The sequence below is a fragment of the Teredinibacter haidensis genome, from assembly GCF_014211975.1.
Taxonomy (GTDB): Bacteria; Pseudomonadota; Gammaproteobacteria; order Pseudomonadales; family Cellvibrionaceae; genus Teredinibacter; species Teredinibacter haidensis.
Genome location: NZ_CP060084.1, coordinates 903,323 through 919,008 on the forward strand (window position 1 = coordinate 903,323; position 15,686 = coordinate 919,008).

Genomic DNA, 15,686 nt, shown 5'->3' on the forward strand with positions numbered 1-15,686 from the left:
CGGGCGCGCCAACCTTATGGATATCGACTAATCCGGTAATTTTCTGTAATCCCTAACGCCGCTCTTTGAGTAGCAAATGATTATCTAGCGGTTGGCGTCTGTGCCAATCGGATGTGTAGACTTTCCCTGTTTGCTCAGCCGGGAAAATTTCAGCGGCAACAGCAACGAGATACTTATCTATACGGTTATTTTTTCTAGCTCTTCTTTTCGACGGTAATTTCTATCGTTTTCGCATCACCAGCAAACCACTTCTGCATATACACAGTACCAAAGATCGGGGCTTGGCCTGCTTCTGGAACTTCTTTATAGCGCACGCTATTCTTCGTCTCTTTTTCCAACTCAAATTTAACTAATGTTTTTGACATTTTATCTTCTCTATAACCGTTCTATTTTAGATTCAACTCTTTCAATGTAATAACGCCCTCTGATTCATAGCGCGTGCGCAGTTGCTCATCGGTCATTAATGCTGGGCCGTAAAGACCGAATTCATCTTTCCAACTAACAAAATAACTCCACCACACACCTAGATTGTGCATGCGTTCAATATCCGGCACGCCACCAAATTCAGCTAATGCAATAAGTTTTTTTCCATCGAAACGCGCGCGTAACGCATCCCATCTAGGTACAAGAGGGTCCGAAAGATCATCGGGGTAGGCGTCGACGCCAACAATATCAACATAATTATCCCCCGGATACCACGCCGGATCTTCACTGGATAATACCCAAATTAAGTTGTGTAGCTTATGGTGTTCTGTAAGTCGCTCAAAGAGTAAGTGCCACAACGATTTGAACGCTTCGGGGCCTTTTGCTCCCCACCAAAACCATTCGCCCTCGGATTCATGCAAAGGTCGCCACAATACGGGGATTCCGGCTTTCTGCAGTTTTAGAAGCTCTACCGCTATAACATCAATATCCTGAATCATAGCGATATATTCGGCACTCTCCTTATCGGCCAGCGCCTGCGCCACATCAAAATCCGTTGCTCTGGTGTAAAACCCAGACCACCAAGGGCGCTCCTGCGTATTTGGCAAATGCATTGGCGCATTCCAATGCCATAGTAGGGTGACGATATAGTGTTGTTGATTGACTGCTCGGATAATGGATTCGCTTAAACCATTTGCATCCGCGCCGAATTGGACTCTTGTGGGTGAATAGTCGAGAAGATCTGCCGACAAAATAGCGGGGAAGAGGCCGATTCGCCGATAGATATTGTCGTGCTCCACCAAGGCTTCCTGACCACTCAAAGTGTGCGAACCATATTCTGTCGCCAAATAATTCAGCAACGCTAATGTTTCGCCATTGGCATTCGTGTCGGCCGGTTGCGGTGTGATTTTTTGTAGTGGCACGGGAGCCTCGGTGGGCGTCAGCTCAACGTAGTCTATTTCGTAAAACAACCATCCACCACCGAGTGAGAGCGTGTGTTGACCCGCCTCAAGCCAATACCGTCCAGCATCGACAGTTGAAAACGCCTCGGAATGTTGAAACAACCCGCTTAACCGAAGGTTGTCAATGCCAAGCAAATAGCCTTTCTCGCCGGCGGCCGCTCGATACCCAATATCTATGCGGTAATAGCCCGCTCCAGCGGTGAAATTCCAAGTAACGAGATCTGCTTCTTCGTCAAACCCACCAACATAAGCATCGCCGGAATAGCCGGTTTGTGTTTGAAGTAACTCAACACCGCTGAGAGTTCCTTTTTCGGCCTCAAAACGCTGCACGTCTACTGGGTAATTCTGAACATTGGCACCTGCGCCGCCCAGAGGGTCATCGGCTACGGGGTCTCGTGTGGCATTGGAAGAGCCACCACAGGCATTTAACCAGAACAGTGCGACAAACAGCGACAGCCCGCTAGGATTCAGTCTCATTTGTTGGCGCCTCATAGAAACATGGGTACAGGGCATATTATGCTCCTAAAATGTCCCTGGTAGTATCGTCGTTGCTGGATGGTCAGAGAAGCTGTGTAACGTGCTATAGAGCAACAAATAAACCCATCGGGCAGCCAGTAGGTATAGATCTCTCACATAAAAGAGCTTGTTTCGGTAATGCTCACACTCGAAGGCCACAACCAATACACTTCTTTATGAATTGCAAATATACCAGTATGGGCGTAAAGGCTTCCTGTAAAGCAATCGAGTTTAGGGTAACGGAGCAAGCCCATTATTTACCTGACTTGCGTATGTTTTCACCGAAAAACTTACTAAAAAATTAAACAATCAAAGCCTTCGCCCCCATATTTGTTGGGGTTCGCGCTGCGCTCGGATTTCTTTATTGGCCGATAAAAATCAGAAAGTTAAAATAGCAATGTAACGCAATATGGGCGCACAGAAAGAATGTGGGCTTATAATATTTACACGAAAGATTGCGCCTCATCAATACTCGCACTCGAGATTCTCATTAAATACGCGGCTCTTAGAGACTTCCTAACACCCAGCATTACGGTAACTATTTTTATAGTGCATCGCAGTTTAGGGTAACGAAGAAAGAAAAATATTTACCTTACCTGCATAACTAAAATAAGCTCATTCACAAACTAATACCAACAGCTTTCTTCGCGGTTAGCGTTACACAAAGAAGAGTGGAAAATGAAACCATTTGTGTTTTCAGGCGGCAAGTCTGAGAGCAGGCTTCATAATGACTTTTAAAAGTGTGACTGCTGTCGAAAACTTAACGAAGAATCCGGTGAAAAATGTTTTCAACGGATTAAATCTTCGGAAAAAAGCGTAGCTTATGTATGATGTCAAGGTGTTTCAGAACGTAATTAACACCACAGCAGAAGTGTCGTTAGTTGCCAGCAGCCTGTTAAATCCATTTAAGTCGATGTTTTTTCGGCGCAAATGCATTATTTTTGAGAGCCCCTTTATTCTGGTTACATCCAGTGTGGGTTCTTTTGAGTAGAGCGTGGGGATCAGAGGTTGGTTAAGGTTTTTATACGGCAAGGTGAAAAATCATAAATATGATAAGCGAAAACGTGAAATATCCGTTACCAAAAAGCCAAGCAATCGCTATGGGAGTTGGGTAGAAAATAGCAACATGTTCGGCGTAATAATAAAGAGGATTAAACATGGTTACTAATAAAATTTTGAGGTACCTACGTTCGTTGCGGGTTGGCGGTCTATTGTTAGTTGTATCACTGCTGTCAGTTCAGGCGCTCGCTATTCAATGCGAACATGGTGTAGGAAATAGCTGGGGCTCAGGGTTTACTGGCAGTATCACGATTACCAATAACGATACGAACGCCATTACTGGCTGGGAAGTGCAATGGTCATACGCAAGCGGCACAACAGTCACCAACCTGTGGAATGCAAATAAGTCGGGCGACAATCCATACACCGCTACCAACCTAAGTTGGAATGGAAGCCTACAACCAGGGCAATCGACTGAATTTGGCTTTCAAGCCGCTGGCGATAATCAAGATGCCAGCATCATAAGCTGTATCGATACGGGGGCAAGTAATTCCAGTAGCTCAAGCTCTTCTTCCAGTTCTAGCAGTTCTTCAAGCAGCAGCTCAAGCTCCTTGTCGAGTTCTAGCAGCTCCAGTTCTTCGTCCAGCTCAAGTAGCTCCTCAAGCTCTTCATCCAGCTCTGAAGGGAACTGTATTGATATGTGCAACTGGTATGGAGAGAGCCGTCCACTGTGCGAAAACCAGGATAGTGGCTGGGGTTGGGAGAACAGCCAGAGCTGCATTGGTGCGACCACCTGTGAGAACCAGTCGGGAGATGGCGGAATCATAGCTAGCTGTAGCACCAGTAGTTCTAGCTCTTCTAGTTCTAGTTCTAGTTCTAGTTCTAGTTCTAGCTCGAGTTCCAGTTCCAGTTCCAGTTCCAGTTCCAGTTCCAGTTCCAGTTCAAGCTCCTCATCTTCGGCTGGCGGTTTAACCGCCGTAGAATTGACGAAACTAATGGGTGTAGGCTGGAACGTCGGCAATTCGCTAGACGCTATCGGCGGTGAGACCGCATGGGGTAATCCCGTTATCACTCAGCAGTTAATCAATTCAGTTAAAGCGGCAGGTTTCGATACCCTTAGATTGCCAGTAGCTTGGAGCCAGTTTTCAGACGATGCCAATTTTGTCATTCAAAGCAGTTGGATGAATCGCGTTGAAGAAGTGGTGAACTACGCTCTAAATGCCGACATGTATGTCATCATGAATATTCACTGGGATAACGGCTGGATGCAGCCAACCTATGTTGAGCAGGATTACGTTAATAATCGACTCGCCGTTATGTGGACTCAAATCGCAACACACTTCCGCGATTATGATGAACGGCTGCTCTTTGCCGGCACGAATGAAGTGATGGTCGACGGCGACTATGGCACGCCTACCGTCGAATATTACACCGTGCAAAATAGTTTCAACCAGACATTTGTCGATACTGTGCGCGCCACTGGCGGTGGCAATGCAGACAGGTACCTCGTCGTGCAAGGGTTCAATACCAATATTGATCACGCGGTGAATTATGCAGAAATACCCAGCGACACAATCAACGATCGGCTTATGATGGAAGTCCATTATTATGACCCCTATAACTTCACGCTAAATGAAAGTAGCAGCATTACTCAGTGGGGCTCCATTGCTACAGATTCCAATGCAACGGAAACATGGGCGAATGAGTCGTATACGGACGCTCAGTTCCAAAAAATGACGTCAAACTTCGTTGATCAGGGCGTAGGGGTTATTCTTGGTGAGTACGGTGTTATCTCACGGCCTTCGGTTACCGACCACGAGATCTATAGAGTTTACTGGAACGAGTACATCACTCAATCTGCAATCGATCACGGGATAGTTCCGGTCTATTGGGATAATGGCTATTCCGGTGAACATGGGATGGCTATTTTTGATCGAAATAATGGTAACTCGCTCTATCCCGATATTATTGAAGCGCTAATCAAAGCGGCCAACTAAAACTATCGATATCTGGGTGGCAGGGTAGCATGGTCCAGATAAAGACAGTGATGGTTTGGCGAATGCCTAAACGCTAGATGGCTGGTGCTTTGCTTATGGGGGGAGGAGTGATTGAATCCTGAATTTAGCATCCCCGTTCGGGAAGGGCGAGTTCGCAAAGCATTTTCAATGATTATTTTATAAGAGCCCGGGATAATGTCGGGTACAGGTTTGGGCTACATTAACTCTGGTACCGTGCAGCAGGATATTATCCTGTTGCGGCGGTCAAGTCAGAAGCTGAAGGGCTTGTTAACGTTTATGGCGGTGGGATTGGTGAGCCAAATTATATTGAGGGCAAGTGATTAAGATGCATGCCCCTAATCCGCACAAAACATACACCCATCGAACCCAAGCCTAGAGCGTTAGGGCTGTGTTAACCGCGTATACAATTACCAGCTCACCACCGTTGTTGATAAACCGTTGGGTTGTCTAACTCAAACACTCTTGCGGTACGGCGATATTGAAAACGACAGTCAATCCGAATTGGCAAATGATGAAAATAAAGGCTTCGCGAAAATCAGCGACACCTATTACCACTACCAACGTAATCTTACCGCACAAGCCAAAACAGACGCGGACCTAACCGGTGAATACCTCCCCCAAGAAACCCTACCCGAAACCATCCAGAGTTGGCTTGCCAAAAAAGAATTAACCGGGAAAACCGGCTACCCCAGTAAAAGCGAATGCAAAGGCTTGGTCGTGCACAGTGCATGCAGTGGCCATAGGGGTTTGGGTGTTCTGGTAGTTTCTACGTAGCGTGAAGCGCAAAAATACTGGATAAAACCCACGGTGTGGGTGTCCCTTTGCAATACCGGCCGTAAACAACCGATCTAAAGGATGTGAAGGCCAGCGACGACGCATATGAATGATTAATGAAGGCGGTCGGCGACTGCAATGCGGGCATTGGCCTATTTCAAGAATTTAGCTGGCCGATGTCATTAAAAAATGGCCAACCTTCACCCGTATACGGTAAATGCATTGGAGCATTCCAATGCCATAGTAGGGTTGCAATATAGCTTTCGGGTCATCCCCCTACACGGACGGGCCATACACGACCCATTAACGAAGTGGAACGAACGTTTACTGAATCGTTATGTGGAGGTGGCTGATCGCGTTGTTTACGGGTGCCTATGCTGTAGAGATGATTGTTCGGGGTGTTGAAACATTTATTCATCACGTCGAAAACAGTATTGCCGAAACTAGAAGTAGGACAGTCTACGTTGCCGAAGTGTAATCGACCATACATAAAATTTATGGACTAGTGCAGGAGTTAGTTCGGAAATCAAACCCCGTTAAAAATAAAGAGGCTTTATTTTGTATATCCTAGTCTTTACCCAAAATAATAAAGAATAAAACGGAATTACAGGTGAATCTCGACGAAATCCGCAAGAAAATTAATGAGAAAGGTTCACGCGAGGCCCGCAGCTCGGGGAATCCAAACAACGGTGATATTGACCGCGAACTATCTGGCAGAGGCCGTCAGCGGCAGGCTGACGATATTCCGATGCAAGATTACTCAACGTGGTATCGCACACAGAAGAGCAATGTGACCTTGCCGTTCCACTCTACAACGTTAGAAACTGGAGGGAGCTACCGTGCTGGTGCAGCGAGTCGACCAGCTATTCGGCACGATGATGGCTTTTCTAAGTTTCCCATGCGTAATCCCGAGTTGTCTGACTATTTATCGCTATATAAATAGACACTAATGATGGATGGCGCCGCGCTGTTACGATCAGACTTGTTCGATGCTGTTGCTGCCTATGGCCACTTTTTAAATGGTAAGGGTAGGAATAGACAGTTTTCTTATGACCGCTATGTAAATACTGATAGCAGTGGTCGGCTCACATTAAGAAACGCGATTTTGGATGCGCAGGATGCGGCCATTAAATTATGGCAAAATAACGATGAACCTAACACGTTTAGATTTACAGGCCCGGCAATTCCGAGTGGTTCTTCAGCAGCTACACACACCTATTTGCGTTCTGTTTTTCCATACCCGGCAACTGAAAACTGGCAAAAAGCGATTAGTGCCCATACTATTTGGTTAAGTGGTAGGGTTTCTGTAAGAAAGCCGTTCTCGGTTACCAAACCGATCGACTTTTCTATGAGTTTCAGGATAAATGCAGAAGACCAATACAATTTTAACCCCGGTATGAATGATATCGCATTTGGTATTCCTGATGACGAAAATGGTAAATTTGTTGTGTGTGGTTTGGCTGATGGGGATAGACATAATTCTACCTTGGACAGATTGTTCAGATGGAAAGGAACGGATTTGGGGGTAGCCAGTATGGGGATTAATTTAACACGTATCCCCAATCAACCGCGTCGAAACAGGTGAGTAATCGTGCGAACTATTTTTTTGTTAAGTTTTTTATTTTTAATGGTTTGTGGGAACAGATGGAACAAAAATATATAACTTCAACCGAAATGGGTCTTCTTCCTAAACTCATATCCATCCCTTCTGATGTCGTGTCGGTTAAGTGGCGTGCTCCAGATGACGGGGCTTCCGGCTCGAAAAATCTTCTCGTGCTTATTCGTTTTTCAAACAACGATTATGAAAAAGTTCTTGGGGATAGTGAGCCTTTAGGTAATGCGAAAACCCGTTTTCCGAAGGCGCTGTTTGATGAGTGGGTGCCGCAGGAGCTGAAGAATAATATGCAGGTGCAGCAGCAAGGTGATATTTATTTACTTGAAACTGTTCAACCCTACCAGCCCAGTGTATTTACTCGGACTGATTTGTCGCCATTTGTAAACGGTACACTATACCCCCTGGGTGACGGTTATATGCTGCTCGATTTAACCAGTATGTAAACAAATAGCGTAGGGAGAGATTAAGGGCGAGACCTTACCTTTTGCTTGCGAATAGCGCTAAGCTGTTTATGCCCCATTAGGGGGGAGGAGGTGAAGTAGTAAACGGTTGCGCGTTACTGTGGTTTTACGTATCAACGATACTGAATGGCTCTTTGCAAATTTAGAGCTTGGATATAATGCTTGAGTGAGCGCTACGTCAGTAACGGTTCGAAAAAGGCTATGGCGTATTTGTCTACCCAACTGGGCTTGCCAATACCACGAAGGAAAGCGCAATGGGAGCCGTGTTTCTGCAGGGATATGCTTAAACTTGTCGGCCTCGCAATTTTGGTTAAGTCCTGTACGGGTATTACCGGGTCGTCTTTACTGACGATAAGGCTTGTCGCGCTGGAGGTGAAGGCGAGTTTGTGGCCAGTGATGGTATAAGCTCGAAAATAGTCTTCTACGGTGTTGTAGTTTGTGTACCGGGGAATAAAGTAATCATTCATTTCCCGTAGACGTTTTAATTTTTGCAGTGGCTCATGGAAGCCGTAGTCGGGGAAGTGCGCTAATTTTTTTAAGAGGGATCGTTTCCATTTATGGACGAAATACTGCTCGTACCAGAAGGGGCCGTTTTCGAGCCTTTGCATTGTGTGCACAGGATCCAGAACCGGGCACACGGCCAGTACGGCATCTAGAGGCTTGTGTAGAGATTGGTTGAGTAATCCAACCCTTAATGCAAAATTTCCTCCCAAAGAAAACCCCATTAATCCAGACCGCTCGTAACCCTGTGTGGCCTGCAGGTTTTTTATGGCCCCAGCAACTTCTTCCACGAGTGATGAGTTGAAAATGCCTCGATTTAAATGGTGGCTATCGCCATGATCTCTAAAGTTCAGGCGAACCACATCGTAGCCTGCGGCGAGGAGAGTGGCAGTGGCGGAGATTATGTAGTTGGACTGGCTTGAACCTTCCCAGCCATGCAGCAAAATAATGAGTTGTTTTGCTTTTTTTTCTGGATCTGACTGGTTTAGCTCTCCCAGAAGCCTGACCCCGTTCCCGGCATCAATAATTTGAGTTTGTGCATTGTTGAGCATTGCCGCATGTTGACGAAGAAGCGCGTTTTTACGCAGTTTCGAGCTGGAGAGAGTCGCCTGTATATGGTGGTTATTCAGGTGCCAGGGCGGCTGGAAATCTTCAGCAAGGCTGTCGTTATTAGGCGTAAGTACATCGAGATTGTGCATATTCACAAATAGCAGGGTCTATAAATCTGTTCTGGCGTGTGTTGTAATTTCATAGTCAGTTGATTGTAACCTGATAGAACCTGTAAGCAATTTCGGCGTTGGGGTATATGGTGATAGATCACAAAAAAAATATTCGGGTGCGATATCTTGTTGAGATCGCGGTTCTTGTGTGTTTGCAAGTTTTCCCCTTAACAGCTCTTTCCAGCACGGAAGGGTTGTGGTTGAAGGTTAACGGTGAGTGGATGCCGGGGGCGTTGCTGATAGGAAGTACTAAGCCAGAGGCGCAAGTGAAGGTGCTGGATAGAGCACTGGTTGCGGATAAAAATGGTAGATTCGTGTTTGGTCTGGGTAGAGATGTTACTGGCCAGGTGGATATTCAAGTGACCAGTGCGAGCGAAACTCTGGTAAAAAGCTTTCCGTTACTGTCCAGAGACTACGATATTCAGCGCATAACGGGTGTCGATAAAAAATATGTGTCTCCGCCCCCTGAAGTTACTGAGCGCATTAAACGCGATGCTGCCAAGGTCTGGAAAGCCAGGCAGATCCATTCGAATGAAACCTACTTTACTGAACGTTTTATTTGGCCTGCCAAGGGGCCGATTAGTGGCGTATACGGTAGTCAGCGGGTTTTTAATGGTGTGCCTAAGCGCCCTCATTTTGGGTTGGATATTGCCGGGCCGGTTGGAACGCCGATTTTCGCGCCCGCAGGCGGCGTGGTAACGCTGGTAGACGACGATATGTTTTACTCTGGTGGCACTTTAATCGTTGACCATGGCTATGGTATTTGTTCGACCTTTATCCATTTGAGCGAGATCCTGGTAACGGTGGGGCAGCGTATTTCCCAAGGGGATGTTATCGCTAAAATGGGGGCGACGGGGCGCGTTACCGGTGCGCATTTGGACTGGCGCATCAACTGGTTTAATCAGCGTCTGGACCCAGCACTGTTGCTGCCTGTACGCCCTTAGCCTTCGAGTCTTAACTTGGGCTTACTTGCAGACAAAAGCCATCCCTGGGTGTAACATTCGTTCCCGTTTTACGACAACCACAAATTGCGAAATCAGGGTAAATTATGATCGATCAAAAATTACTCAGCATACTGGTGTGTCCAGTGAGCAAGGCACCCTTGCAATATATTGCCGACAAGCAGGAGCTTGTTTGTGTTGCCAGCGCTTTAGCTTACCCCGTGCGCGATGGCATTCCCGTTATGTTGGAAAGCGAAGCCCGGCAGCTATCATCAGAAGAAAAAGAGCTTTACCGAACAAAGCCCTAGTATCCAGCCTTTGATTAATTCCCGTTACCAGTCTGTTGACCCAAAGAGGGGCGCTCAATGAGTGATGAAACGTTATTTACCAAGATCATTAATGGCGATATTCCTGCGGATATTTTGTTTGAAGATGAACACTGTATTTGCATAAAGGATATTCACCCTCAAGCGCCTACTCATGTGCTGGTCATTCCGCGTAAACCCCTGCCTCGTCTCTGCGATGCCACGCAAGAAGATAAGGTTTTGTTGGGGCATTTGATGTTGCAGGTGGGAGAGATCGCTCGCAAACTGGGTATTGATGAAGCGTTTCGCGTGGTTATTAATAACGGTGCGGGCGCGGGGCAGCAGGTGTTTCACTTGCACCTGCATATCCTGGGTAATAAAACCTTTGATGAAGGATCGTTGGGCATGCACTAACGACTGTTGCGGTACAAGGTTTAACCCCATTTATTAGAGACAAAAGCTAAAAGAGATTGTATGAAAAGCTCAGAAATTCGCGATGCATTTTTAAGTTATTTTGCAGAGAACGGCCATGAAATCGTGCCCAGCAGCTCGCTGGTACCCGGCAACGACCCAACATTATTGTTTACCAATGCGGGTATGGTGCAGTTCAAAGACGTATTTCTCGGGGACGACAAGCGTAGCTACAGCCGCGCTACCAGCTCCCAGCGTTGCGTTCGTGCCGGTGGTAAGCATAACGATCTGGAAAACGTGGGCTATACCGCACGTCATCATACCTTTTTTGAAATGCTCGGCAATTTCAGTTTTGGCGATTACTTTAAGCGCGATGCGATTAAGTTTGGCTGGGAATTTCTTACCAAAACTATGGGCTTGGCTCCTGAACGCCTGTGGGTGACAGTACACATTAGCGATGATGAGGCAGCCGATATTTGGCTAAAAGAAGTTGGTATTAGCCCCGATCGCTTCTCTCGTCTAGATGAAGATAATTTTTGGCAAATGGGTGATACCGGACCCTGCGGTCCGTGCTCAGAGATTTTCTACGATCATGGAGAAGATGTTCCGGGTGGCCCCCCAGGTAGCGAGAACGACGATCTGGACCGTTATATCGAGATCTGGAACCTGGTGTTTATGCAGTATCAGCGCCAGACCGATGGCTCTCTTGTGCCTTTGCCTAAGCCCTCTGTGGACACGGGTATGGGGCTGGAGCGTATTGCTGCCGTTATGCAGGGGGTTCACAGCAATTATGAAATTGATTTGTTTCAGGCGCTGCTAAAAGCCGCCGTTAAAGCCACGGGCTGCAGCGATATTGAGCATAAATCACTGCGCGTTATTGCGGACCATATACGCTCCTGTGCTTTCCTCGTGTGTGATGGCGTTTTGCCGTCGAACGAAGGTCGCGGTTATGTGTTGCGCCGTATTATTCGTCGCGCGATCCGTCACGGCCACAAGCTTGGCCAGAACCATGCGTTCTTCCATACACTGGTACCGGCACTGGTAGAGCAAATGGGCGAGGCTTATCCTGAACTTGTTCAGCATCAGCTACAGGTTGGAAAAGTACTCTTGGCGGAAGAGGTTCAGTTCGCGAAAACCCTGGATAAGGGAATGGGTGTGTTGGATGAGCACTTGCAAGAGCTGAAAGGGTCGGTGATTCCTGGCGAGACGATTTTTACCTTGTACGACACCTATGGCTTTCCCGTAGACCTTACCAACGATATCGCTCGCGAACGCGACCTTACGCTGGATATGGCGGCTTATGAAGCGTTAATGGAGGAACAAAAACAGCGTGCACGTTCCTCCGGGGCCTTCAAAGTAGACTACACCGCGAATGTATCGGTAAAGGGTAAGACCGAATTTCTCGGTTATAACGATCTGGAATTCAAAGGCGTGGTGACGGTCATCCTGAAAGGGGAAGGTGAAGTCGCACAACTAAACGAAGGCGACGAAGGCGTTATTGTTTTGGCACAAACGCCGTTTTACGGTGAATCGGGTGGGCAAGTAGGCGATACCGGATATATCTCCACCGTTGCGGGAAAGTTCGAAGTAAGAGATTGCCAAAAGAGCGGCAACAATCATTTACATGTTGGCGTTATGCTCAGTGGCAGTATTGCCAAGGGTAATGAGGTGACCGCGACAGTCGACAGTGATGTTCGCAACGCGACAGTGTTAAACCACTCCGCTACTCACCTTTTGCATGCAGCCTTAAGGCAGGTATTGGGTACACACGTTTCACAGAAGGGCTCGCTGGTTGATTCCCAGCGGTTGCGTTTCGATTTCTCTCACTTCGAGGCCGTTACGCAGGGTGAATTGGCTGAAATTGAAGCCCTTGTGAATGCCCAGGTTCGTGAGAATACAGCGATTACCACAGATTTATGCGATATGAACACCGCTCAGCAGAAAGGCGCAATGATGCTGTTCGGCGAAAAATATGGTGATGAAGTGCGAGTGCTATCCATGGGCGATGGTTTCTCCGTAGAGCTTTGCGGCGGCACCCATGCCAAGCGAACCGGCGATATAGGTCTAATGCGTATCACCTCTGAATCCGGTATTGCGGCCGGGGTGAGACGAATTGAGGCGGTAACCGGGGCAGGGGCCTTAAATGTTATTAATCAGCAGTCTCAGAGGCTCGCTCAGGCTGCTCAAGCAGTAAAAGCTTCGCCAGAAACGTTGACCGAAAAGTTGGAACAACTACTTAATCACAGCAAGCAGCTAGAGAAAGAGTTAGCGTCACTTAAAAGTAAGCTCGCGGCGGCTTCTGCAGACGATTGGTTGAATGAAGCGGTCGACGTGAAAGGCATTAAGGTTTTAGCGAAGGTGTTGGATGGTGTTGACGCCAAGTCTTTGCGCGATACTCTGGATCAGCTGAAGAACAAGCTGGGAACGTCAGCGGTAATTTTGGCGGCAGTGAATAACGGTAAAATTGCATTGGCGGCCGGAGTGAGCAGCGATGCAACCGGCCGTATTAAAGCCGGTGATATCGTTAAGCAGGTTGCCGAGCAGATAGGAGGGAAAGGCGGTGGTCGTCCCGACATGGCTCAAGGTGGTGGCTCCGACATTGGCGCTCTGCCCGGTGCAATGGAAAGCGTTGTGAAGTGGGTGGAATCCAGCTTATAGCTATTTCGAATATCCCTGTATCGTGTGGGTTTATTGTGTGAATTTACGCAATATAGTTAACAAAAGTTGGAAACTAGTGTTTAATTGGCGCCCTCTGGTGGGGCGCAGTTTATCCATTTACAAATCGAGTTTTCTTACTAGATGAGCCTGTTCGTTCAAAAGTTCGGTGGAACCTCTGTTGGTACCACAGAGAAAATTAAAGCCGTAGCCGAAAAAATTATCGGTTTTCGCGAGCAGGGCCACGATATGGTAATTGTCGTTTCTGCCATGAGTGGTGAAACCAACCGGTTGGTCGGCCTCGCTGCAGAAATACAGGATCACCCTGAGCCCCGCGAATTGGATGTGCTGGTTGCAACCGGTGAACAGATAACGATTGCATTGCTGTGTATGGCCTTGAAGGCGCGAGGTTGTGATGCCCGCTCCTATACCGGAGGGCAGGTTCGTATACTCACTGACGATGCTCACACCAAAGCTCGCATTCAGGATATTGATGTAACCAACATGCGAGCCGATTTAGATGCGGGCCGCGTGGTGGTAGTAGCAGGCTTTCAAGGTGTCGACAACAGCGGCAATATTACCACCTTGGGGCGTGGTGGTTCCGATACCACAGGAGTGGCACTGGCGGCCGCTTTAAAAGCCGATGAGTGTCAGATTTATACGGATGTAGACGGTGTCTACACGACCGACCCGCGAGTAGTGAGTGGCGCCCAACGATTGGATCGCATTACTTTCGAGGAAATGCTCGAAATGGCGAGCCTGGGCTCCAAAGTGCTACAGATTCGAGCGGTAGAATTTGCTGGTAAATACAGCGTACCTTTAAGAGTGCTTTCCTCATTTGTAGAGGGGCCAGGGACACTGATTACCCTTGACGAGGAAAATGACGCAGTGGAACAGCCTGTTGTTTCAGGAATCGCATTTAATCGCGACGAGGCGAAGATCTCCATATTGGGTGTGCCCGACGCACCGGGGGTTGCCTCCAAAGTATTGGCTCCAGTAGGAGATGCCAATATCGAAGTTGATGTTATTGTGCAAAATATTGCTGCTGACAATACTGCAGATTTAACCTTTACTGTAAATCGTTCGGATATGGAAAGGGCAAAAACTGTCGTTGAAGGTGTGGCGGAGGCTTTGTCTGCCCGTTGTGTGGTTACCGACGATAAAATTGCAAAAATTTCAATTGTGGGCGTCGGAATGCGCTCGCATGCGGGAGTAGCGTCTAAAATGTTTAAGACGCTTGCTGCAGAAAATATTAATATTCAGATGATCACGACGTCAGAGATCAAAATATCGGTGATCATTTCAGAAAAATACTTAGAATTGGCCGTAAGAGCGCTACACTCAGCGTTTGGTTTGGACAAAGAATAAGTAATAGCAAGCATTTTGGGATATTTAGGGTTGAAATGAATGACACACCTGTCATCTAATGTGACAATTGTTCGTTTGAACCTCCCAATTTAAAGAGTTGGCTGGTGAATATCTGCCGTCCATGCTAAAACTGTGATATTGGTTTTAGTAATAAGAACAATTATAGGACCGGTTAAGAGAACCAACAGCGGAAGCTAGCTGGCAAAACTATAAAACCGCTGACATGAGCAGGATGAATCGAAGGAGATAAGTAACAATGTTAATTTTAACCCGCCGTATTGGCGAGACCTTGATGGTAGGCGATGACGTAACCGTTACCGTTCTGGGAGTTAAGGGCAACCAGGTTCGAATCGGCGTAAACGCACCAAAAGAAATAGCGGTGCACCGAGAAGAAATCTATCAGCGTATTCAACGCGAAAAACAAGAGCAAGGTGAGCCCGGGAATAGTTAGCTCTACTCGTAAGAGTGCATATTTTCGAATAGTTTAGAAAGAAAAGCCAAGGCGGGTGCTGCTCGCTTTGGCTTTTCTTTTAAAAATATGTGGAAAACCTTTGATTTTTTTCTGCATATTGCTATTATCCCCGCCCACACAATTTTCAGTTCTAATGGGCTGATTTTTAAGCAGTATTTAAAAACACGGAGAGGTGGCCGAGTGGCCGAAGGCGCTCCCCTGCTAAGGGAGTATACCTTGATCGGTATCGAGGGTTCGAATCCCTCCCTCTCCGCCATACAAGCCCGCGTAGAACGTGGGCTTCAGATTAGGTAGCACGAATTTGGGGCTGCTGGTCTAATCTGATAGAAAGAAAAGCTGCCGCGAGGCGGCTTTTTTTTTGCTTAAAATAGAGGGCATTATGAAAGCATCGCTAGCCGTTTTTTTGATGCAGCTAGTAGCGATTTTTCATCGGGGTTTTCTGCGCCTTGTTATCTCTTTGGTGAATTAATGTTGTTCACCGCTGAAGAGTCGCCAGCTTAGTTGGGGTGAGCAGTCTGAATAGCTACCCGAAAGCCGTGGAGGCAA

At 47.2% G+C, this 15,686-nt stretch carries 15 protein-coding genes, 1 tRNA gene and 1 pseudogene; 14 read left to right on the forward strand and 3 right to left on the reverse strand.

The features are described 5' to 3' along the window. Window positions 1-194: 194 nt before the first annotated feature. Window positions 195-365, reverse strand: a complete 171-nt coding sequence (locus tag H5715_RS03695; protein WP_175574303.1) for a hypothetical protein — start codon at window positions 363-365, stop codon at window positions 195-197. 21 nt (window positions 366-386) lie between these two features. After that, window positions 387-1,862: a glycosyl hydrolase gene (locus H5715_RS03700; protein WP_075186884.1), complete on the reverse strand. Its 1,476-nt coding sequence runs from the start codon at window positions 1,860-1,862 to the stop codon at window positions 387-389. 862 nt (window positions 1,863-2,724) lie between these two features. Here H5715_RS03700 and H5715_RS03705 point away from each other — a divergent pair. From H5715_RS03705 to H5715_RS03735, 7 genes are all read left to right on the forward strand, one after another. Next, window positions 2,725-2,892, forward strand: coding sequence for a hypothetical protein (locus H5715_RS03705; protein WP_175574304.1), 168 nt, complete (start codon window positions 2,725-2,727; stop codon window positions 2,890-2,892). Between the two features lie 166 nt (window positions 2,893-3,058). Then, window positions 3,059-4,897: a cellulase family glycosylhydrolase gene (locus tag H5715_RS03710; RefSeq protein ID WP_075186885.1), complete on the forward strand. Its 1,839-nt coding sequence runs from the start codon at window positions 3,059-3,061 to the stop codon at window positions 4,895-4,897. 195 nt (window positions 4,898-5,092) lie between these two features. Continuing rightward, complete coding sequence (locus tag H5715_RS03715; protein WP_185906590.1) at window positions 5,093-5,242, forward strand: hypothetical protein; 150 nt, start codon at window positions 5,093-5,095, stop codon at window positions 5,240-5,242. Between the two features lie 114 nt (window positions 5,243-5,356). Beyond that, window positions 5,357-5,692 (forward strand): hypothetical protein, encoded by a 336-nt coding sequence (locus H5715_RS03720; RefSeq protein ID WP_075186886.1) that lies wholly within the window; start codon window positions 5,357-5,359, stop codon window positions 5,690-5,692. Window positions 5,693-6,302: 610 nt separating this feature from the next. Then, window positions 6,303-6,635 (forward strand): hypothetical protein, encoded by a 333-nt coding sequence (locus H5715_RS03725; protein WP_075186887.1) that lies wholly within the window; start codon window positions 6,303-6,305, stop codon window positions 6,633-6,635. A gap of 6 nt (window positions 6,636-6,641) precedes the next feature. Further along, the gene (locus tag H5715_RS03730; protein ID WP_139309857.1) at window positions 6,642-7,277 is read left to right on the forward strand and encodes a hypothetical protein; all 636 of its coding nucleotides are present in this window, start codon (window positions 6,642-6,644) and stop codon (window positions 7,275-7,277) included. Window positions 7,278-7,336: 59 nt separating this feature from the next. Continuing rightward, window positions 7,337-7,750 carry a hypothetical protein gene (locus H5715_RS03735; protein WP_139309858.1) on the forward strand — a complete coding sequence of 138 codons (414 nt, stop codon included), beginning with the start codon at window positions 7,337-7,339 and terminating at the stop codon, window positions 7,748-7,750. A 191-nt stretch (window positions 7,751-7,941) separates the two neighbouring features. On the opposite strand, the gene H5715_RS03740 is transcribed toward H5715_RS03735, so the two are convergent. Continuing rightward, window positions 7,942-8,967 (reverse strand): YheT family hydrolase, encoded by a 1,026-nt coding sequence (locus tag H5715_RS03740; protein ID WP_075186890.1) that lies wholly within the window; start codon window positions 8,965-8,967, stop codon window positions 7,942-7,944. A gap of 242 nt (window positions 8,968-9,209) precedes the next feature. Between H5715_RS03740 and H5715_RS03745 the strand changes: the two are divergent. From H5715_RS03745 to H5715_RS03775, 7 genes and pseudogenes are all read left to right on the forward strand, one after another. Beyond that, window positions 9,210-9,845, forward strand: a pseudogene (locus tag H5715_RS03745) (M23 family metallopeptidase); the annotation flags it as partial. Between the two features lie 191 nt (window positions 9,846-10,036). Next, window positions 10,037-10,237: a Trm112 family protein gene (locus H5715_RS03750; protein WP_075186891.1), complete on the forward strand. Its 201-nt coding sequence runs from the start codon at window positions 10,037-10,039 to the stop codon at window positions 10,235-10,237. A gap of 57 nt (window positions 10,238-10,294) precedes the next feature. Continuing rightward, the gene (locus H5715_RS03755; RefSeq protein WP_075186892.1) at window positions 10,295-10,648 is read left to right on the forward strand and encodes a histidine triad nucleotide-binding protein; all 354 of its coding nucleotides are present in this window, start codon (window positions 10,295-10,297) and stop codon (window positions 10,646-10,648) included. A 60-nt stretch (window positions 10,649-10,708) separates the two neighbouring features. Further along, window positions 10,709-13,303, forward strand: coding sequence for an alanine--tRNA ligase (gene alaS, locus H5715_RS03760; RefSeq protein WP_075186893.1), 2,595 nt, complete (start codon window positions 10,709-10,711; stop codon window positions 13,301-13,303). Window positions 13,304-13,444: 141 nt separating this feature from the next. Further along, on the forward strand, window positions 13,445-14,668 hold the full coding sequence (locus tag H5715_RS03765; RefSeq protein ID WP_075186894.1) for an aspartate kinase: 1,224 nt from the start codon (window positions 13,445-13,447) through the stop codon (window positions 14,666-14,668). A gap of 256 nt (window positions 14,669-14,924) precedes the next feature. Next, window positions 14,925-15,119, forward strand: coding sequence for a carbon storage regulator CsrA (gene csrA / locus H5715_RS03770; protein ID WP_075186895.1), 195 nt, complete (start codon window positions 14,925-14,927; stop codon window positions 15,117-15,119). Window positions 15,120-15,306: 187 nt separating this feature from the next. After that, window positions 15,307-15,396, forward strand: a tRNA-Ser gene (locus tag H5715_RS03775). The last annotated feature ends 290 nt before the right edge of the window (window positions 15,397-15,686 follow it).